General features: G+C 34.8%; 17 protein-coding genes. 5 read left to right on the top strand and 12 right to left on the bottom strand.

Going from position 1 to position 21,193, the window contains the following annotated elements; all coding sequences use genetic code 11:
- The first annotated feature begins 154 nt into the window (after window positions 1–154).
- Both FDO66_RS13640 and FDO66_RS13635 read left to right on the top strand, forming a co-directional pair.
- Window positions 155–970 (top strand): carbon-nitrogen hydrolase family protein, encoded by an 816-nt coding sequence (locus FDO66_RS13640; protein ID WP_141433217.1) that lies wholly within the window; start codon window positions 155–157, stop codon window positions 968–970.
- 79 nt (window positions 971–1,049) lie between these two features.
- Window positions 1,050–1,694, top strand: a complete 645-nt coding sequence (locus FDO66_RS13635; protein WP_141433216.1) for a LysE family translocator — start codon at window positions 1,050–1,052, stop codon at window positions 1,692–1,694.
- Window positions 1,695–1,749: 55 nt separating this feature from the next.
- Here the strand turns inward: FDO66_RS13635 and FDO66_RS13630 are convergent, their stop codons facing one another.
- Window positions 1,750–2,340 carry a class D sortase gene (locus tag FDO66_RS13630; protein WP_141433215.1) on the bottom strand — a complete coding sequence of 197 codons (591 nt, stop codon included), beginning with the start codon at window positions 2,338–2,340 and terminating at the stop codon, window positions 1,750–1,752.
- A gap of 126 nt (window positions 2,341–2,466) precedes the next feature.
- Window positions 2,467–8,628 carry a lamin tail domain-containing protein gene (locus FDO66_RS13625; protein ID WP_141433214.1) on the bottom strand — a complete coding sequence of 2,054 codons (6,162 nt, stop codon included), beginning with the start codon at window positions 8,626–8,628 and terminating at the stop codon, window positions 2,467–2,469.
- 416 nt (window positions 8,629–9,044) lie between these two features.
- Here FDO66_RS13625 and FDO66_RS13620 point away from each other — a divergent pair, with 416 nt between their 5' ends.
- Together FDO66_RS13620 and FDO66_RS13615 are read left to right on the top strand one after the other, a co-directional pair.
- Window positions 9,045–10,307 (top strand): HupE/UreJ family protein, encoded by a 1,263-nt coding sequence (locus FDO66_RS13620; protein ID WP_181444577.1) that lies wholly within the window; start codon window positions 9,045–9,047, stop codon window positions 10,305–10,307.
- Window positions 10,308–10,693: 386 nt separating this feature from the next.
- Window positions 10,694–11,500, top strand: a complete 807-nt coding sequence (locus tag FDO66_RS13615; RefSeq protein ID WP_141433289.1) for an alpha/beta fold hydrolase — start codon at window positions 10,694–10,696, stop codon at window positions 11,498–11,500.
- Window positions 11,501–11,549: 49 nt separating this feature from the next.
- Here FDO66_RS13615 and FDO66_RS13610 read toward each other — a convergent pair whose 3' ends face one another.
- The 8 genes from FDO66_RS13610 to FDO66_RS13575 form a co-directional block, all read right to left on the bottom strand.
- The gene (locus FDO66_RS13610; protein WP_141433212.1) at window positions 11,550–12,392 is read right to left on the bottom strand and encodes an oxidoreductase; all 843 of its coding nucleotides are present in this window, start codon (window positions 12,390–12,392) and stop codon (window positions 11,550–11,552) included.
- Between the two features lie 64 nt (window positions 12,393–12,456).
- Window positions 12,457–12,750 carry a YciI family protein gene (locus FDO66_RS13605; RefSeq protein ID WP_141433211.1) on the bottom strand — a complete coding sequence of 98 codons (294 nt, stop codon included), beginning with the start codon at window positions 12,748–12,750 and terminating at the stop codon, window positions 12,457–12,459.
- A 228-nt stretch (window positions 12,751–12,978) separates the two neighbouring features.
- Window positions 12,979–13,593 carry an alpha/beta hydrolase gene (locus FDO66_RS13600; RefSeq protein WP_141433210.1) on the bottom strand — a complete coding sequence of 205 codons (615 nt, stop codon included), beginning with the start codon at window positions 13,591–13,593 and terminating at the stop codon, window positions 12,979–12,981.
- Window positions 13,594–13,633: 40 nt separating this feature from the next.
- A complete protein-coding gene (locus FDO66_RS13595; protein WP_141433209.1) occupies window positions 13,634–14,242 on the bottom strand; it encodes a flavin reductase family protein in 609 nt (202 codons plus the stop codon).
- Between the two features lie 72 nt (window positions 14,243–14,314).
- Window positions 14,315–15,253: a ring-cleaving dioxygenase gene (locus FDO66_RS13590; protein WP_141433208.1), complete on the bottom strand. Its 939-nt coding sequence runs from the start codon at window positions 15,251–15,253 to the stop codon at window positions 14,315–14,317.
- 78 nt (window positions 15,254–15,331) lie between these two features.
- Window positions 15,332–15,730: a DoxX family protein gene (locus FDO66_RS13585; RefSeq protein ID WP_141433207.1), complete on the bottom strand. Its 399-nt coding sequence runs from the start codon at window positions 15,728–15,730 to the stop codon at window positions 15,332–15,334.
- A 29-nt stretch (window positions 15,731–15,759) separates the two neighbouring features.
- Window positions 15,760–16,173, bottom strand: coding sequence for a MarR family winged helix-turn-helix transcriptional regulator (locus FDO66_RS13580; RefSeq protein ID WP_141433206.1), 414 nt, complete (start codon window positions 16,171–16,173; stop codon window positions 15,760–15,762).
- A 170-nt stretch (window positions 16,174–16,343) separates the two neighbouring features.
- Window positions 16,344–17,204: a LysR family transcriptional regulator gene (locus tag FDO66_RS13575; RefSeq protein WP_141433205.1), complete on the bottom strand. Its 861-nt coding sequence runs from the start codon at window positions 17,202–17,204 to the stop codon at window positions 16,344–16,346.
- Between the two features lie 142 nt (window positions 17,205–17,346).
- On the opposite strand from FDO66_RS13575, the gene FDO66_RS13570 reads away from it, so the two are divergent.
- Complete coding sequence (locus tag FDO66_RS13570) at window positions 17,347–18,033, top strand: class I SAM-dependent methyltransferase (RefSeq protein ID WP_141433204.1); 687 nt, start codon at window positions 17,347–17,349, stop codon at window positions 18,031–18,033.
- A gap of 105 nt (window positions 18,034–18,138) precedes the next feature.
- Here the strand turns inward: FDO66_RS13570 and FDO66_RS13565 are convergent, their stop codons facing one another.
- Both FDO66_RS13565 and FDO66_RS13560 read right to left on the bottom strand, forming a co-directional pair.
- Window positions 18,139–19,464: an amidohydrolase family protein gene (locus FDO66_RS13565; protein WP_181444576.1), complete on the bottom strand. Its 1,326-nt coding sequence runs from the start codon at window positions 19,462–19,464 to the stop codon at window positions 18,139–18,141.
- A 362-nt stretch (window positions 19,465–19,826) separates the two neighbouring features.
- Window positions 19,827–21,011: a NupC/NupG family nucleoside CNT transporter gene (locus FDO66_RS13560; RefSeq protein ID WP_141433202.1), complete on the bottom strand. Its 1,185-nt coding sequence runs from the start codon at window positions 21,009–21,011 to the stop codon at window positions 19,827–19,829.
- Window positions 21,012–21,193 lie beyond the last annotated feature (182 nt).

The following is a 21,193-nucleotide window of genomic DNA, read 5'->3' as shown; positions in this document are numbered from 1 at the left end:
TTACAATTACTTTTATGGTATGTGGTATGCCACATACCAATTATATCACGGAAGTAGATTCTTCATAAAGTTATTTAGGGCTTTCTCCTTTATCTACCATGACCTTACATATTAAAGTCCAGCAAACAAACTAAAAATAGATGAGGTGCTTCAATTGAAAATCGCTTTAGCCCAAATGAAAATGAATGAAAATGTTGACAGCAACTTTAATAAGTCGTTACAGTTAATAGAAGAAGCTTCCAAAAATGGAGCGCAATTGATTTGTTTTCCAGAATTACAACTTAGTCCTTTCTTCCCACAATATAGAGGTGTCGATACATCAGACTTTTTACTTTCAATTGAGGATGAAAAGATTAAAAAAATGCAAGAAACATGCAGAGAGTTTAATATTATAGCTGTACCAAATATTTACTTAAAAGAAAATAATAAAAAATATGATGCGTCTCTTATCATTGATCAAAAAGGACATATTTTAGGATCCTCAAAAATGGTCCATATCACAGATGCTCCTCAATTTCATGAACAAGAATACTATGATCCTTCTGACACAGGCTTCTTAGTCTATGACACAATCATTGGCCGAATAGGAATTATCGTTTGTTTTGATAGACATCTCCCTGAGAGTTATCGAATATGTGCTTTACAAAATGCAGACCTCATTATTATTCCTACTGCAAATACAAAAAGCGAACCTTTAGATAAATTTGAATGGGAATTACGCATTTCTGCCATGCAAAATAATTTATTTATCGGTATGTGCAATCGAGTTGGAATGGAAGGGGACATGGATTTTGCAGGAGAATCTATCCTTGTTGGTCCAAGTGGCGATGTTATTGTTAAAGGGGATGATGAAGCAAGCATTATATATGCAGAAATTGATAGAAACGAAGTTGCCATCTCAAGAGAGACTAGCCATTATCTCGAATTAAGAAGACCTGATATCTATTATCAAATATGTGAAGAAAAATAGTTTTATAGTATTCTTCAATCTTAACAATGGGAGTCATGTGAAGAGTCTATGTTCATTTGACTAATAAAGAGGTGACACCATGGAATTTGTAATCGCTGGTTTTCTTCTTTCATTATCTTTATGCTTTGATATCGGAATGGTCAATGTAGCCATTATTCAAACAAGTTTAACAAGAGGTTTGTTTCCTGCCTTTTGGCTGGGGGTTGGATCAAGCTTTGGAGATATACTATATGCATTTCTATCCTTGATCGGAATCTCATTATTGTTAGAAAATGTTTATGTGAGATATTTTCTTTGGATTGGCGGAACCATTATTCTTTTATATATGGCCTTCCAAATGACTAAAACAGCCCTTAAAAAGAAATCAACAAGTCTAGATGAGCAAAAAGAAATAATCTCTTCTTCCCCTGTCCATACATATTTTTTAAGAGGATTTGGTCTTGCTGTTGCTTCTCCATCTGCCCTTCTTTGGTTTGCATCCGTTGGAGGCAGTATTATTGCAACGAGTACATCTGACCATTCTCAAGGAGCTCTTATTTATTTTTTCACTGGATTTTTTATTGCAGGAATATTATGGTCATTAATGCTTCCTATTATTTCTAATAAAGCGGGGAACATATTCGGTGATAAAATTCTCCAAGTATTTTCTTTTATTTCAGCAGGACTATTTATTTATTTTGCTATAAACGTTTTTTTAGATGGCTATCGAAATTTTATTCTATAAATAAAAAGTGTCCAGAATGAAATTTGAGGCAATTTCATTCTGGCACTTTCAACGATTACTTATTCATTTTCTCCGCATAGATGATGTATCTTTTAGGTGCGTTTCCAACATAATTAAAAGGATAACAGGTTGTGAGAATTAACTCTTCTTTTTCATGCTGAAGAGTAATAATACTTGTATCCAATCTGTCAACAATTTTCGTGTTAGTAATTTCATATTCAAACTGTCCATAAGGTAATTTTATTTTAATTGAATCACCTATTTTCAATTCATTTGTACGACGAAATACGGTATCTCTGTGTCCAGATAGAACAATTTGGCCATTTTCATTTGGATAATAGCTTCCTTTATAATGACCTACTCCCTTTTTAAGATCATCCGGATCCGTTCCTTCGACAATTGGTAATTCAGCTGAAAGGGTAGAAAGCTCTAAAATGCCAACAGCATCCCCAAAAGGAGGTTCAAATCGCTTTCCTTCTTCTTTTCTTAATTCATCTGCTTTTACTGGATTTGAAATAGCTCTTTTTGCCTGCTCTAATGAATGAGCTGTTTGCTTATTTGTATCGATTAATCCCCATACACCAAAGCTAACGAAAAGAACTCCCCCAGCAATGAATATTAGAGAAATATATTTAATAAATTTCATTGAATTAGTTCTCCCCCTGACATAGTTAAAGAAGTTTCTATGAATCTTAATATACTCTTTCTGTTAGAAAAAAACAGTACCCTCCAAAGAAGATACTGCATCTTTACATTCATCTCAATTCATTAACTATTCGTAACTATTTGTCGTTTTTCTTGCGTATTTTTTGTATAAAAATAATGATATAGCCCCAAGGATTAAGCATAGAACACCAATCAATAAATAATTAAATAAAGTGGTTGCTGTATTCGGTAATTTTGAGATCGAATCCTTGGATTGTTTAGAAGCCGGATCATTCAAATTATTAGAAGCATTTGTATGCTGCTGACTTTCTAAACTAGAGTTATTTTGATTTTGACTTTGATTTTGTTCAATTCCATTCGCATTATTCCCTGATTGATTGGAATTTTGATTTTCCCCTTGACCAGAAGGGGTTTGCGCTTGGTTTCCTCCTTGATCAGATGGGCTTGGAACTTGGTTACCACCACCATTATTTGAAGGTTCTTCAGTAGGTGGTAACTTATTCACCCCTTTTGTAAATGTCCAAATGTCAGAAACTGCTCTTCCTGTAAATTGGTCCTCAACAACCGCATACCAAGAGTATTGAGTGTTTTCAACCAAATCATTCCAATCTTTTTCTGCTACATCTCCACTTTGAACATTTTCATCTTTCCCAATCTTATTATCCGTGTAAATATTGATTGAAAAATAATCAGTAGCAACACGTTTTTCATTTGCCTGTAGATCAAGCTCTAAGTTTCTCTCGTCTTTTTCAGGAAAATTGCTCGGATCATAGAAATTATAATCATCTAAATATGGTGAATACGTATTGACCATCATTTTGTTATTTTTTTGATCAAAATGAAGCAATTTCATATATCCTTGTCCGCCTTCAGGTCCACCTTGGTAATCTCCAAGCATTTGATAGACTTGGCGGTCAGGATTTCCATCACCATTATCGTCAATTGGATCAATCAATGTTTCCGAGTCATGATAGTGACCACTAAGAACAGTGATAACATTTTTATATGGTAATACAAGCTGATTATAGATTCTATTTCCTAGTGGACTACGATTTCCTGAGACTAACAAATACTCATGGAAGTTTAATATGGCTTTGCGATCTGGATATTGCTTTAAGATATCACTCATCCATTGTATATCTTCATCCTGAACTCCCCAACCCATATATAACATTATATAATCGTTTCCATTCGCTGATACTAAATCATAGTGTCCGCGATTGTTTTTATAAGAACCGCCATAATAAGGCTTATCCTTGAATCTATCTTCACCAAACCACTTACTGTATTGTGTGTAGTCACTTGTTTTATGATCAACATCATGGTTTCCTGCTAGTACGCCGTACGGAACATGGTTGTCATCTAGCACTTTCATAAATTTATCTGCATCTTTCCATTGGTACTCTTGGTCGGCTTTATCGACTATATCACCTGTATGGAATACATATTTAATTTTCATTTCTTCTTGCTTTTCGGCAATCCAGTTCGTCATTCTCTCATAAATCCATGGATAGCTATCTGCATAGTATTGAGTATCAGACATCCAAACAAACGTATAATCATACTGATCAGGTGAACTTGGAATTTCATCTTGGATTAACACATTAATTTTATTGTCTTTCACAAACTCACGAACTGCAACATTTCCTTTTAATTCAAAGTCCCCTTGACCAGCAATTTTGAAATCAATTGTAGTCCATTTATTGGTCGTATGATTCCATGCGTACATGGATACTTTTCTGCCTTCTAAAGATTTCCCTTTCCAAATTAATTCAACAAGATCTGTTTCATCAACAGTAGAATCGACCGTTACATCAAATCGATGATAAGGGAATTTTGTGTTCGAATCTGTGACTAAATATTGCTGATCTTCTTTTGAGACAAGCGATATATCTTCTGTATTGAAGGGTTGTTCTCCTTCAGGAACCATTGTATTTGGCGGTTCAACATCCGCTGCATTTTTAAAAGCTTTTACATCATTTGTTTTACTTGCATCATATTTAAAGCCTTTATAAAACGACACATCAAGAGTATCATTTGTTGGATCCGTTACTTTCACCTTTAAAGTTGGATTTCCATCTACTTTTGTAGAAGAGCCATCAGTAGGTGAAACAAGCTCAGGCTTGTTCGGATTTTCATTTACCACTGAGAAATGTAATGTTTTCTCTGCTTTGTTTCCAACTTTATCAAAAGCTACAATTGTTAACTTATGATCCCCAGGTGAAAGCTTTGATGATGATGTATCAAAAGGAACTGGAATTTCTTTTTCATCTAACATGACTTGAAGTGTTTGAACACCAGCAATTTTATCAGAAGCATCTACATTGATATTAAAATTCCCTTTGTATTCTTTTCCTTCAATTAAGTTCGTATTTAATACAGGTGCTGTATTATCAATCAATACAGAAGCACTTACTTTTTCATCTGTATCTTGTACATTTACAACATGCTCTCCATCAGAAACAGATGTTGTATCCCATTTGTATGATTTTGAAGGGGTGTGCTCTACTGGTATAAAAAATTTGAAATCTTCAAATGGTCGATACGTTCCGTCATCACCCATATCATACGTTTTTTTAGGATCATTATGTGCTGGATCCATTATTACAGTTCCATCTGGTAATACTAAGCGAGCATTTCGAATATTAAAATCATCACGGTTTTCTTCAGATTCGTCTAATTGAAATGGCGATGCTTTATTTCCAGCACGAACCGTAATGATATTGTCACCTAATTGAAGACGATCAGCGTCAATTGGGACTGTAATGGTATCCCAATTATTAATTCCATCATCAAAAATACGGATTATATCCTCGCCCATTGTAACACCATTTTGGAAAAACGTATTAACTCCACTCACTTCAAAAGCGAAATAAGCTGGATTCTCCACGGACATATACGTATTTTCAGCTATATCAGACCCATCAATGGATAATTTCACATGATCAGGTGAATCTGTGTTCGATGTCCCTTTCAGAATTTTAGCTCCTTTTAAAATATCACCATTCTTCACATTTAAACGAAGGCTATCATCGTTAAGGTCACTTGTAATCTCAATCTTATATGTGTCACTTGTTACTTCATTTGTACCATCTGATACGACAAAGTAATATTCCACATATTTCTTTCCAATAATATCAGGTGAGTAAATTGTATGATGATACATCGTATCATTGAAATCTTCTGCTAAAATTGCATTCTTGTATTCTGTGTCAGTGTTTGTACGATAAAACAATCGCACTGATTTAATATCTGTATTATCAGATGCATCTCCTACAATCTTAATATCTTCTTTTTGGTTGATTGTTGTAACCCCAGTCATATTTTCTATAGTAGGCTTCACGCCATCTTCTTCTATATGAATAACTTGCTCAGGTACTTGACCCGATTCAATAGCTCCTGGAGTCGCATCTTTTAAACCAGCACTTATTTTCTTTGATTTGGTGGATCCATCAACAGGATATTTGTAGACAATCCCTTTATTTGCTTGAGTATCATCTACATTCGCTTCATCAAAATAATAAGCCACTGAAAGTTCTTTTTTTGCATTTGTGGCAACAACGAGACCTCTTGTAGAGCCATTTGCCATTCCATCGCTGTATATTTTTACAATATCCTTGTTTTCAACTAAATTTGTGCCGTAATTCGCATTAAAATCCGCTACTGTTTTATCACCATTTTGTACATTAATGATCCAAAATACGAGTGTTTTTCGAGAAGGAATGACTACATCATCTGGAACCGAAGGCCAAATGACATCCGTATTTGGATCCGTACCATATCGGTAATAAAGCTTATAATCTTTAAAACTCAAATCCTTGTCAGTATTGTTATAGATTTCCACGAATTCATATCCATCAGCTGAGCCTACATTCGTAGAATCAGGAACAACCTCTGTTACAAGAAAAGATGGGATTTTACTATAATCAACTTCAGACTTTTTAACAGTTAAAACATGCTCCTCTGTTTTTGCACTATTTGTACCATCTGTTGCTTCAATATAGTAAATCAAATTTGATTCTACACTTGTGCTTGGAATTTCAGCAGAATAATTTGTTGACCCGTCTGCAGATGCATTCATCGTTAAGGAAGTAAATCCTTCTTCTCCTTCTTTTTTATAAAAAAGAGTCGCAAATGGTACTGCCATGTTATCCGTAACGGTTGCTTCTACTTTTACCGATGTGAAAGCATCAGCATTTGTTACAGGAGAATGTGTGATATTAGGCGCCTCTGTATCTATCGGAATAGGATTAATCTCTACAGGCTTTGCTGGAACTTGAACGGAATCAATCGTTCCAGGTGTTGAGGCTGCCAATACTTGATGTTTTGCCATTTCAGTTCCTGATGAAGGATATTTGTATTGAATATCGACACCTGTGTTATCACTTTCAGTGTTAAGATAGCTAGCAGAAACGACTTCTGCTCCTGAATGGTCTTTTATGACAATGGCACGATTCCCCCCATTTGCAAACCCAGGGAAAACATCCTTAAATTCAACTACTTGATCATTTGTTAACGAAAGTCCATAGTTTTGATTGAAATCCGCTAATGTGCGGTCCCCATTGTTATACCAAAAAACCTTTGCTGTCTGTGGCTCAATAGTAACTGCAGGAAGCTGAAATGGTTTTTCTGCTCCGGTGTCTGTGTATTTGTATATAAATGAATAATTTGTTAACGCTTGTGGTTGATTTGTATTGTTATAAACCTCAAAAAACTCATAATAATCTGTACCACCACCACTTGAATTTGGTGACAGTTCAGTGATAAGCAGCTGAGGGTAACGATTAAAATCTTCTTCTACAGGATGTTTAATTGATACTTCAATAGAATCACCAGCATTTTGCGGATATGTTACTTGATGTTCAGAATCCGAAACCGCTAGATAATATTTAACTTTATCAGACGTCAATTTCTCTTTAGAAATAGTAGCTTCATAGGATTGACCGCTTGTATGGATCATATCGATGCTTTCAAAATTTCCATTCGGTTCACTTTGATAAAATAGCTTTACTGAAACATTTTCTTGATCGTCTGTTATGTCTGCTTTTATTTTTAAATCTTCTCCTGCGTTCATTTCTGTTACAGGTGTATGATTTATCATTGGCACTTGATTTTCTGGTATAGTAACTTCTTTCTCAGGGACTTGTTCAGTTGCTATCATTCCTGGTGTTGGAGCTGCTAATACTTGAAGTTTCGCCATTTCAGTTCCTGTCGGTGGATATTTGTATTGAATATCGGCACCTGTGTTATCACTTTCAGAGCTGAGATAGCTAGCAGAAATAACTTCTGCTCCTAAATGATCTTTTATGACAATCGCACGATTTCCCCCGTTTGCAAACCCAGTGAAAACATCCTTAAATTCAACTACTTGATCACTTGTTAACGAAAGTCCATAGTTTTGATTAAAATCCGCTAATGTACGATCTCCATTGTTAAACCAAAAAACCTTTATTTTCTTTGGCTCAATAGTTACTGCAGGAAGCTGAAATGGTTTTTCTACTCCGGAGTCCGTGTATTTGTATGTAAATGAATAATTTGATAACGTTTGTGGTTGATTAGTATTATTATATATCTCGAAGAATTCATAATAATCCGTACCAGTACCTGCATTATTAGGCATAATCTCTGTAATAAGTAAATGCGGCAAAAGATTATAATCTACTTCCAAAGGCTGGTTACTTTTTTCAGTTTGTTCATCTGTAATTGTTAACGCTTCAGTTTGTAAATTACTTGAGGATTGTTCTATCTCTGTACCTGGTTCCTCTTCAACTCCCAGCTCTGCTTGAATTGAAGAAGGTTCATTGTTACTTTGCGTCGTATTTGTGGAAGTCTCTGTTGATTGAGATTCACTTGTGGATGCTTCTGTTGATTGGGTAGACGAATCATTTTCATTTATAGATGCCTCTGTTGATTGTGATCCTGTAACATTTTCAACTGTAGGTTCTACTTTATTTGTAGAAGCTTCAGTATTGTTTGGTTCTTTCTTGTCTTGTGTATTCTCTGTTTCTGCGGGTACTTCTGATTGTGTTGCAGCTTCATTCACAGTCGATTCGTTTTGACCAGAAACAGTCTCTCCTAATTGTTCATCTATAGGTTGTTTAGCCAGTCCTGTATCTTGTTGATTAGCAGAATCTGCCTCATTATTGGTCCCTTCTGCAAAAATCCGTTTGGACGGAACAGCTAAACTTATGTTTGATAGGATGATAGAGAAAAAAAAGCCAAATAAAATGAGCTTATTTAATTTTCTCCTTACTTTTTGCTTATTCATTACTTCCTCCTTATTACCCTTAAAATTTACATTTCTCGACAATTTTATGACACCATTGTTAAGAACTAACTATTTAAATGTAAAAAACTATTAATTTTTTCTAAACTTTGTAAATGAAAATAAAGGATTTCTTTACAATTTTTTATAAAAAATGATAAATTAAGTACTTTTTTGTTAAGTTTTCTTAGTTCCATATGTATTTGTACTATCAATAGATTATCAACCCTCTATTTTCTTTATTTGGGTTTATTTACAAATAAATAGGATTTCTTTACATTTCGTTTAATATTTCTTAACATCCGTTTAATAAAATGAGTCTTATGCATGCAAGTTTAAAGAATCTTACATGCATAAGACTTGTGTCAGTATTATCTAAAAGAGTCCCTATTACTACTAACAAAGGAGAAAAACATTTCATGTATCGGAAAACAAAGCACTTTTTCAAGATTTGTTTCATACTATTTATTTCACTTTCATTCTTTCAAACTCAAAAAGTTGAAGCTCATTCGGGATCAGTAGGCTATTCCGAAGTTAAAATAGAAGGCAATAAAGTAAACTATGATTTATTTTTATTAGCAGATCTTCTTGGTGGTTTATTAAATATCGATAAAAACCAGGACGGTTATATGAAAGAAACTGAAGTCAGCCAGTCCAAGTCTGAAATTGAACAATTTGTATTAAAAAACCTTTCATTCATAAATAATGGAATTAAAGGGGAAGCCAAAGTGACTTCCATTGAACAAACGAAAAGGTTTAATTTTTCTATGTTCCGTGTCAATTTGGAGTTTGTTTTTGATGAGCCAGTTGAAGAGTATGAAATTGACTACAATATTTTTTATAATGGAATTGACGTGAATCACCAAAACTTCACTTCGATTTATATTGGCGATAAAGTAATTGAACATGTATTCACTAAGCAGGACAATATTTTACAAGGTCAAGCTAACTTAGCAAACAATCATTCTGAAAACGGCAGTATTCAAAATGGTACGCCTGAAAACAAGAACAACCAATCTAATGACGCTAGTGTTGATAACAATGACTCTAATGCAACTAACAGCCACAATGATGACAATAGCTCTAATAACAGCAATACTATTTCGAATAACAGTCATTCAGAAAGCAGTAAAGCTAACGATGAAAGGCTAGGATTTAAGGATTATTTAGTGTTGGGTATGAAGCATATTTGGTCAGGATTTGATCATTTACTTTTTTTATTCGGCCTATTGCTTGCAAGGGGTACATACCGTGAATACCTTAAAATATTGACAGCTTTTACTGTCGGACATAGTATAACTTTAGCATTAGCAGCCTCAGAAATTGTCATCATTCCTGGAACCATTATCGAACCACTCATTGCACTTAGTATTGTCTATGTTGCTATTGAAAATATATTCAAAAAGTCAATAAAATGGCGTTGGCTTATTACATTATTTTTTGGATTAATACACGGCTTTGGTTTCGCCGATATCATAATTGGAAAATTAGGAAAGCAATTCACACTCCCACTCTTCTCATTCAATCTTGGTGTGGAGATAGGTCAGATTGTTGTACTTATAATCATGTTCCCATTCATTTGGTATCTTAGAAAAATTCGTTGGCAAACTCAGGTTATAAATATTGTTTCAATTATGATTAGCGTTGTAGGCTTGTACTGGCTTATTGATAGAATTCTATAAAAAAGAAAAAACGAAGTGTCGTTAAAAAGCTAGGGATGTATAATACAGCCCTAGCTTTTTCTTCTATATAAACGGTTCATCATTCTTATTTTTCTTCGTTAAGTACTCTTTCATTTTTTTTGTGAAGCATTGGCATTCCTTGCTCGCTTGCTTGGAAATGGTGCAGATTTACTTCTTTATCAGATCAATGGAATGAGATGAAAAATTTGAGGGAAAATAAGGTGAAATGTTGATGGTCTCAACTTATAAAGGAGGAATTTTCTTTGAAAACGAAAGTTTTATTTATAAGCCTCATTTTATTTTTATTTACATCCATTTTCAGTGTTTCACCAGAATTTGCAGATGCAAAGGCTAAAACCCCCTCTTTTAAGAGACACAGGGGGCATATGCACGGACATTACGTTCGAGTTGAAAAAAATGTAAAACTATATGTAGAAGATGTGGGAAAAGGAAAGCCGGTAGTGTTTATTCATGGTTGGCCAGTAAATTATAAAATGTACGAATATCAGGAAAATATTCTTCCATCAAAAGGGATACGTTTTATCGGAATTGATCTTAGAGGATATGGAAAATCTGATCATCCTTGGGATGGATATACGTATGATCGAATGGCAGATGATATAAAAGAAGTCATTGATCAATTAAAATTGGAGGATGTTACTCTTGCAGGATTTTCAATGGGGGGAGCTGTTTCAATTCGCTATATGGCAAGGCACGGCGGGCATAAAGTTTCTAAATTAATGCTCTTTGGTGCTGCTGCTCCTGTTTTTACAAAAAGAAATGACTTTCCGTACGGTACGCCTAAAAAAGAAGTAGACGCTCTGATTATGAGTACCTATCAGGATCGTCCAAAAACCATTGAGGATTTCGGAAAAACCTTTTTTTATCAGCAGCATTCTCCTGCTTTTCACCAATGGTTTAATCAGCTTGGGATAGACGCAAATCCACATGCAACGATTAAAGGATTAGAAGCTCTTCGGGATGAGGATTTAAGAGCCGACTTACCAAAAATAAATGTACCGACACTCATCTTACATGGTGCCAATGACAAGGTTTGTACGTTTCCTTTAGCGATTGAAATGCACAAAGGAATTAAAAATTCGAAGCTTGTCCGTTTTGAAAAAAGTGGTCATGGACTTTTTTATGATGAAAAGGATAAATTTAATCAAGAAATATTAAATTTTGTTCAATAGACATCAAAACATCCTCGTTTTATTTTTGACGAGGATGTTTTGATTGTATCTAATTTTTTAATTTTTTTAAAAAGAGTGTTTCCCACAAGTTCCAAGAAATGCATTTTCTTAAGAATAAAACAAACTTAACCCCATTCCCTATCGGGTATCTAAAATGAATTTTCTTTTGAGTCAAAATGCGAACGATTAGTTCAGCAACCTCTTTAGGGTCACCAAAGGTAGCTTCACTTTTTTCCAACTGTCTTTCAATTCGGTTCATATATTCAAAGTAGGGAGACTTAGGATTTAATGACTTCTTTGAAACTTGTTTCCCAGATGTCCAAATCTCGGTTTGGTATGAACCTGGCTCCACAAGGACAACGTTAATTCCATACGGTTTCATTTCCAGCCGCAAGCATTCACTCCAGCCTTCTATTGCATGCTTAGAGGCGACATATGGGGAAAGCCCTGGGAAACCCATTCTTCCGCTAATACTGCTAATATTAATAATCGTTCCTTTTCCTTGCTCACGCATCATCGGAAGACAAGCTTGAGTCACTGCAACTGCTCCAAAAAAATTCGTCTCAAATTGTCTGCGATATTCATCCATGTGGATATCTTCTGCAAACCCAGCTGCTGCATAGCCTGCATTATTGATTAAGATGTCTATTCTTCCTAATTTCTTTAGAAGTTGGGGTACTTTTTCTATTGAAGTCTTTAAGGTGACATCTAATTCGTGAATTTGTATATTCTTTTCGATCCCTAGTGCGATTGCTTCATCCAAAAGCTTTCTTTTTTTTGCTTGATCACGCATCGTAGCAACTACATAAAACCCATTTTTGGCTAGCTCTAAAGCGATTAATAGTCCAAATCCACTTGATGATCCAGTAATCAATGCGATTTTTTTATCCAATGTACGATCCTTTCAAATGAGATATTTACAACTAAAAACGTTCATATTTGGTTAACTCAAATTACTACTTATTTTCGACAAAGGAACGAAAATTTTCATCATATTTTGTAGGAAAGAATTCAATCATTTCATAATGAGCGATCCCATGCACATGAAATGGATCCTCTTGAATAATCTCCTGAATTTCATTTTGGTCCTCCGTATTGACCAAAATAACACCGCCAATTCTAGGATTTCTTCTTCCTGAAAAGATAAATTTCTTTTTACTATAATATTTATCTAGGAATTCTGCATGCTCTTCTAAATATTTCTCAACCTCTTTAATTGGTTTTTCATATTTTAATAATACTAAAAACAAAATGAATCCCGCCTTTTTAAATGTAAAAGTACTTATAGCTGTAAAAAGATATACTATAAAACATTTTATGGAAATTATATCATATACAATATTGAAGAATAGACCCTTTCGAGAAATATTTTATCAGAATAACAGTTTTAACTTTATAATTAAAGTAACCAAAGAAAAAAACCAACCAAAATAAACTGTTGGCTAGTTTTTTATCGAATTTATTATTAAAACGTCCTATTATTTATGCAGATAAAGTTGCTGATACCATTTAGCTGCAGCCTCTACTTCTCCAATGGTTAATTGATGACCTCTATTCTCCCAATGAAGATGCACGTTTGCATTTGCTTTTTCTAATAAGCTTTGGAGTTCAATAGACTCTTCTGGGGTACACATCGGATCATTTGTGCCAGCCCCAATGAATACTGATTTCCCTGAAAGATCTGGTAAATCAATCCCTCTTCTCGGAACCATTGGATGATGTAGAATTGCCCCTTTTAGCGCATCCTGATAATGGAAAAGCAAGCTTCCTGCGATATTGGCGCCATTTGAATAGCCAATCGCAATCATATTATGACGGTCCAGTTCATATTTGACAGCTGCTTCGTTTAAAAACTCATACAATTCTTTCGTACGAAAGATGAGATCCTCTTCATCAAAAACACCTTCTGCTAACCTTCGGAAAAAACGGGGCATTCCATTTTCCAGAACGTTTCCACGTACACTTAATATTGCAGCTTCATCATCAATTTTTCCAGCAAGAGGCAATAAGTCTAATTCATTCCCCCCTGTTCCATGAAGTAAAACAAAGGTTGGTTTTGCTGTGTCCTTTCCTTTTTGAAAAATATGCTTCATTCGATTAACCCCCTTTCTTAATTAGGAGTATCCTCTATATCTACTTAGGTCTTTCGATCGTAAAGACATCCCCAATTTTTGCGTAATAATTTCCAGCTAATCGGCTGACAGCCCCTAGCATTTGATGATTAATTCTTCCGTTCTCATATATTTCTTCATCAATATGAAAATGGACAACTTTTCCGATGATAAAGTCAGTTCCAGGAGCATCCTCTCCACCTATTTGTAAGGCATGCTCTAACTTGCATTCCAATCGAACCTTTGCTTCCTTAATTCCTGGAACAGAAATTTTTGTGCTGCTAACAGACGTTAAATTAGCAAGCTTAATCTCACTTTGATTAGGTGGAAGATTGGCTGCTGTCTCATTTACCTTCGCAACGTTCTCCTCATCAACAATATGAACGACAAATTCCTTTGACTCTAAAATATTTCGGGCAGTATCCTTCAATTGTCCGCTCATTCGTTGGATTGATAAAGAAATCATCGGTGGATTAGAAGAAACAAGATTGAAATAGCTAAAAGGCGCACCATTCAATGTTCCATCCTTGGATACTGAAGTTACAAATGCTATCGGTCTAGGAACAACACTTCCAATTAATAATTTATAATTTTCTCTTTCCGTATTGTCGGCTGGATCAATCGAAATCAATGATATTCCCCCTGATTTTATGTTTGATCAGGTGAAGCTGCCACTCCACCTGATCTTTTAGAGATCAAACGTTTACACCAATTCTCTTACTTTAATCGGAATTAAAACACGTTCAATTTTTTCTCTATGCGGTTCATATTGTGATGGCAGTTTTAATGCTGACCCCATTGTTTCTTGTGATTCATCATGGGCAAATCCTGGAGGGTCTGTCGCTATTTCAAATAATATTTCACCATGCTCTCTAAAATAAATGGCATTGAAATAATTTCTGTCTTGAACAGGTGTAACTCCATATCCGTTTTGTTCTACATGCTTTTTCCAATCTAATTGATCGTCATCATCCTTTGCACGCCATGCAATATGATGAACGGTACCTACCCCCATTTTTCCATGTCCAACGGAAGTTAATTTTAAATCAATGACATTTCCAATATCACCTGAGGCTTTGAAGCGAACAAGATCCCCTTCTTCTCCAACTTTGACGAGTCCCATAACCTTTTCCAGCAATTCAGCTGTTTTATCTGGCTTTGCTGACAATAATGTAGCCCCTCCAAATCCTTTAATTGCTACATCAGGTGTTACCTCTCCAACGCTCCAATGATTCTTTTCCCCTTCTTCTCTTTCTACCAATTCTACATGTAAGCCGTGAGGATCATCAAATTCTAAGTACTCCTCACCAAATCTTTGCATTTTACTATATGAAATATTAAATTGATCAAGTCTTTTTTCCCAGAATTCAAAGGCACCTTTTGGTACGACGTAAGAGGTTACTCCAACTTGCCCATCACCAATTTTCCCTTGATATGCTCCAGGCCATGGGAAAAACGTAATGATTGTTCCTGGTTTTCCTACATCATTCCCAAAATATAGGTGATATGTTCCTGGATCATCAAAATTCACCGTTTGCTTTACTAAGCGTAAACCTAACACTCCTGCATAAAAATCGACGTTTTCTTGAGGATGACCTACTATTGCTGTAATATGATGAATACCCATTGATTTTTTTGTCATTTTGTTCCCCTCTTTCCATAACCATTATTTTTATATTAGACAATCATTCGAATTAAAGTATCTTTATTTCGAGATATTTTAGAATAAAAGAGCATCAATTGCATATTTACCTGGTCCAACAAGTGCAATTCCAATCGCAACTGCTAACAATGTTAAATTATACTCATATCCATTTGAAGTTGCCCAAAGACCATTTGCACCGTGAACCTTTGCAATTGCGATTACCATTGTTGCCGCAATGAGTAAGCCTCCGATTGGTGTTAACAGCCCTGCAGCAAATAATATTCCACCTATTAATTCTGATAATCCAGCTAATAAAGCAACTGCGAAACCAGGCTTCATCCCAATAGATTCAAACCATCCACCTGTTCCTTTTAAACCATAACCACCGAACCAGCCAAACAATTTTTGAGCACCATGACCAATAAATAATAACCCAATCACTAAACGAATAATTAATAATCCTAAATCCAACATTATTTTTTCCTCCTAATAATATAATTTTATTAATTGATTTTCCCAAGTAAGCTTATCATCATTTTTTTCTCATCAAGGTTTATTTCTTGAAACAAATCTTGTATAAATTTTTGATGCTCAGGAATGCATCGATCCATTAAGGCTTTCCCTTTATCCGTAATGGACACATACACAGTTCTTCGATCCTGACGACAATCGCTTCGTATTAAGTACTCTCTTTCCTGCAGCTTATCAATGACATAAGTCATGGAACTACTTGCAAGAAGAACTGCTTTCGAAATTTGCTGAACCGTTTGTTTTCCATTTCGATAAAGGATTTCTAATACAGAAAACTCTGTCCACGTTAAGCCATATTTGTTTAAGTCGATTTTCATCTTATCTTGAACCGACTTTGTGGCCTTCATAAATACCACGAATGTTTTAAGAGCTAATTCCTCATTCATCTCACCACCCCTATCAAATTTGTCTCGAATTAATTTATTTCGAATTAATTTATCTTGAATATGAGATAATAATATTACATAAATATCTCGAAGTCAATGCTTTTTTTAATAAATTTTTTAAAGAATTGTAATTTAAGCTTTGGATTGAAAATCTCCTTTTATGTAACAATTTAAGAAAAAGCTTCGTTTATGAAAGTCATAAAAGTTTTTACTTCCTCTGTTTCTTTTTTTGTGACTACATACGTGAGAGAAAAAGGAAGTTGAATATTAGTTTGTTTAATTTCAACAAGTTTCTTATTTTTTAATTCTGATTGCACCATTGAAAAAGGTAAATAGGAAACTCCCAACCCTATTTCAATCAATTGTTTTGTAATTTCAATTTGTGTAACAGGCAGTGTCCGAACTTTAGGATACACACTTTTAATTTCAGATAAAAGCTCTTCCCAATAAGTAGGGTGGTTGTTGGTTAAAAGTCGGTATCTTTTAAGCAGTTCGCTGTCATCTTGGTTTTCCTCTTTGTACGAAGCTACCATAATAACAGGGTCACGATGAATCACCTTAGAGTATACATTATGTTGAATGGGCTCCATTCTAGATAGTCCAATATCTGCCTTCCCACTGTCTACTGTTTCACCAATTTCAAATGACTTTGTCACATTGATAATCACTTCAATCGTTGGGTTTTCATCGATAAAGGACCTAAGTAGCGAGGGAAGCATAGATGCTGCGATTTGAGGTGCAACAGCAATGACTAATTTCCGATTATATCCCTGCTTCCATCCTTCAAACTCCTCCATCCCTTCTTCAAATGTGTTAATCAATCCTTTCGCTATTGAAAGAAATTTTTCACCCGCATTCGTAAGAGAAACATGCTTACCATTTCGTTCAAACAATGGAATACCTAGTTCACTCTCTAATCTTTTTATATGTTTTGTAACTCCTGGTTGAGTCAAATATAGCTGTTCGGATGCTTTTCTAAAGTTTTCATATTCTGCTGCAATAACAAATGTTTTGATCCATTTTATGTCCATTTTCATTTCCACTCCCCAAATTAATAACTAACTGTTATTAATAATAGTAAAAATAGTTAATATTTATTATAAGTCAAAATATTTATAATGGCATTACAGTCATTTTTTGTAATAAATTTATCTTTAAAGGAGTTGTTTTGAAATGAAGCATTCTGAAGAAAGAGTCATCCAGCAATTTAATAAAAATGCACTGCAATATGACAGTCAAAGAAGAAAGCTTATTCCTTGCTTCGATGACTTTTATTCTATTCCCGTATCTATTATAGAAGCATCAACAGATCGACCATCTGTTTTAGATATTGGAGCTGGTACAGGACTATTTTCTTCTTTTGTTAAAGAAAAGTACCCAGAAGCAAAATTAACACTAGTAGACCTATCTGATAAAATGCTTGAGATTTCTAAAAAGCGATTTAAATACGATCCAAGTGTGAATTACATTACAGCGGATTATACACAATTTGAATTTAATCAAAAATTTGATATCATCGTTTCTTCTCTATCTATTCATCACTTATCTCATGAAGATAAACAAATGCTTTATCAACGTATTTTTGCTATGTTAAAAATAGGAGGGGTGTTTGTAAACGCAGATCAGGTTCTTGGCCAAACTCCTTATATCGAATCACTGTACAAAACTGATTGGAAGCAAAAAATTGAAAACAGTGACCTAACAAAGGATGAAATTGAAGCCGCATATGAAAGAACGAAATTAGATAAAATGTCGACACTAGAGGATCAGTTAAATTGGTTGAAAGAAAGTGGATTTAATGATGTAGACTGTGTTTATAAATATTTTAATTTCGTGGTGATGTTTGGAAGGAAATTATAAAATACTTGTATGATTACTTAGGATATAGTAATTCCTTATCTCTCTTGAACTTTGGTGAAAATACACTTGTCATTTTCACCAAAATTCAACTGAATAAGATTGTAGCTAGTTTTTCAAAACTGATCTTAAACGATTTACTTCTGCAATCAATTTTTCTTCATCAATGGTTAAGCATTGTCTATTTTTTACTAATTGTTTTCCATCCACATATACATCACATACATCTTTCCCGCTTGCTGCATAAAGCAAGTGAGAGTAAGCTTCTGCTACAGGCTGCAAATGAGGTTTGTCAGATGGATCAATCGTAATAAAATCCGCTCGCTTTTGTATTTCTAATGATCCAGTGTAATCCATCCCAACGGTTTCTGCACCCATTCTAGTAGCCATAGACAATACGGTTTCAGCTGGCAGCTTTGTTGCATCCTTGTAAACTCCTTTTTGAAGCAATGCAGCTGTTCTCATTTCCTCAAACATATCTAAATTATTATTAGAAGCAACCCCATCGGTTGCAATTCCAACTTTAATTCCTGCTTCAAGAAGTTTAGGGACATCCGCAATCCCTGAGCCAAGCTTTAGATTACTTATCGGATTATGAGCAACTCGGACATTATATTCCTTTAACAATTTACGTTCGTCATCATTTAATACTACTCCGTGGGCAATAACGGTCGGCTGATCAAAAAGGCCTGAACGGCGTACATGTTCGACCGGTCTTATACCGTATTTATTCCAAATATCTTCAATTTCAAAATCTGTTTCAGAAACATGGATATGTGCCATTAAGTTATTTTCTTTAGCAATCCGAGCACTCTCTTCTAAAGCCTTAGGTGTACAAGTATACGGACTATGAGGGGCAACCATTGTTGTGAGACGTCCTTGTGCAAACGATTTATACGTTTTTGCAAATCGCTCAGCTTCCTGTAAATTTAATTGTTGTTCCTTTTCACTTCCAAAGCTAAAAATCGTATGCGAAAAAGCTCCGCGAATTCCCGTTTTCTCTAAAGCAGCCATTATAGCATCTGCATCAATCCCATTTGGATTATACATGTCAGAAAAAGCAGTCGTTCCTGACTTCAGCATTTCGAGAACACCTAGAGTTGAACTTACAACACCTATTTCAGGTGTAAACTGCTGCTCCAAAGGCCAAATTCTCGTTTTCAGCCAAGGATGAAGCAGCATATCATCACCAATTCCTCGTAATATCGTCATAACAATATGTGAATGGCTATTAACAAGCCCTGGCATTACCCATTTTCCATTTAAATTAATTGCTTCTTCGGCCATTGCCAGCTTCTCTTGACACATAGGCCCAATATAGGTAATTTGTGATCCCTCAACAAGCATTAAACCATTTTCAAAAATATCATTATGATCATTGATCGTAAAAAATGTTGCGTTATAATAGGCTTTTATCATACTAGACCCCCTCAAAAATATAAGGTGAAACTTCAATCAGTGGGTTTTCTGACATGCAGGAAGTACTAGTACAACAATGAGACAGGATATTGCACTTTTGTCTGCTTTATCTCCCACTGATTGTTAGTTGAACCAATCGGGCTTTTACGGTCAGTTATCCTCTACCTAGGATTTCTCGTTTACTCTCATAAACCTTAAGGTGGAGGTTAGTGACCGTTAATACAGGATAAAAAAAGAAGGCTCTAGTGAAGAAAGCATTCAAAGAAAAATTCTTTTCCTTCTGCTTTACATTCAACTACTAAAGCCAACATAAATTAGTAAGAATCATAAAACTCAAGACTTTCGTCTGACGTCAGACCTTATAAAACGACATAAAACTACACAAATAATCCTACAATTGTACCTGTCAGCACACTTGCTAACGTAGCTACAAATAACATCTTGAGTCCAAATTTCGCTGCAATCGAACTTTGTTTTGAATCAATTGCTTGCAATGTTCCTCCAATTATACCAATTGAAGCAAAATTTGCAAAGCTAATTAAAAAGGTTGAAACGATCGCAACGGTTTTTTCCGATAAATGAGGGATCATTTTCATAAAATCCAACATGGCTACAAATTCATTGGCAGCAACTTTTGTCCCCATAATGGAGCCAGCCTTCAATAGCTCGTGATGCGGAATCCCCATTAAAAATGAAATCGGATAAAATATATATCCTAATATCGTTTGAAACGTCACGCCGACGGTATTCATTAAAATGCCATTGACCAATGCTAAAAGCCCAACATAAGCTACAAGTATAGCAGCTACAATGACAGCTACCCTTCCTCCATCTATAGCTCCATTTCCGATGGCTTCAAAAAGCGATGTTTCTTTTATCATGTCCTTCACTTGTATTGATTCCTTCGCTTCCTCCTTCTTCACAGGAGCAGCTATACTTGTAACAATCAATCCAGATAGTACATTCAATGGAAGAGCAATAAAAACATATTCAGCCGGGATCATTGCCATATAAGCTCCAATAATACTAACGCTGACGGAAGTCATGGAAGCTGTACAAAGAATAAATAAACGATTATTGCTTAATTTTGGTATAAAGGATTTTACTGCAATTAAGGCTGCTGTGTCTCCAAATATCATTGAATTTACGGCTGAGAACGATTCAAGCATAGGCAATCCTGTTATTTTAGCAAGCCCTCCACCAATCCACTTAATTGCTAGCGGCAATATTCTTGTATAGGTTAAAACATTCAAAATCGTTGAGATAAAGATAATCATCATTAGTACATTAATAACAAATACATTCTTCCCCTCTGGTACTAAACCACCTGCAACAAAGTTAATTCCTTCATTACCGTAGCTTAATAAATGCGAAAAAACCTTTGCAATAAATCCTATTCCTTTTTCTCCAATGTTTGTATTCAACATAAACCAAGCTAATGCTAGCTGCAAAGCAAACATAATAATGACAGCACGATAATTAATATTTTTTTTATCGTTTGATATTACAAAAACGATGAAAAATACAGCGAGAACCCCTACAATTCCAATCAAAAACGACAAGCAAAATCCTCCTCCGATACATAACTTATGTGTGCATACATTTAAACTTCGATGTCAAATACCTTATTTTTCATTATTTCTCTCTAGTTGAACAAAATCTGTCCAAAATAAAAAATCTAACACACACATTTTTTCATTATATACTTTTTTCGAATCAGTTTACATTAGTAAATTGTGAAAAT

The organism is Bacillus sp. 03113 (genome assembly GCF_006546985.1).
Classification (GTDB): Bacteria; Bacillota; Bacilli; order Bacillales; family Cytobacillaceae; genus VATK01.
The sequence above is the reverse complement of the archived record's forward strand: the minus strand, read 5'-3'. Positions and strand labels throughout refer to the sequence as shown.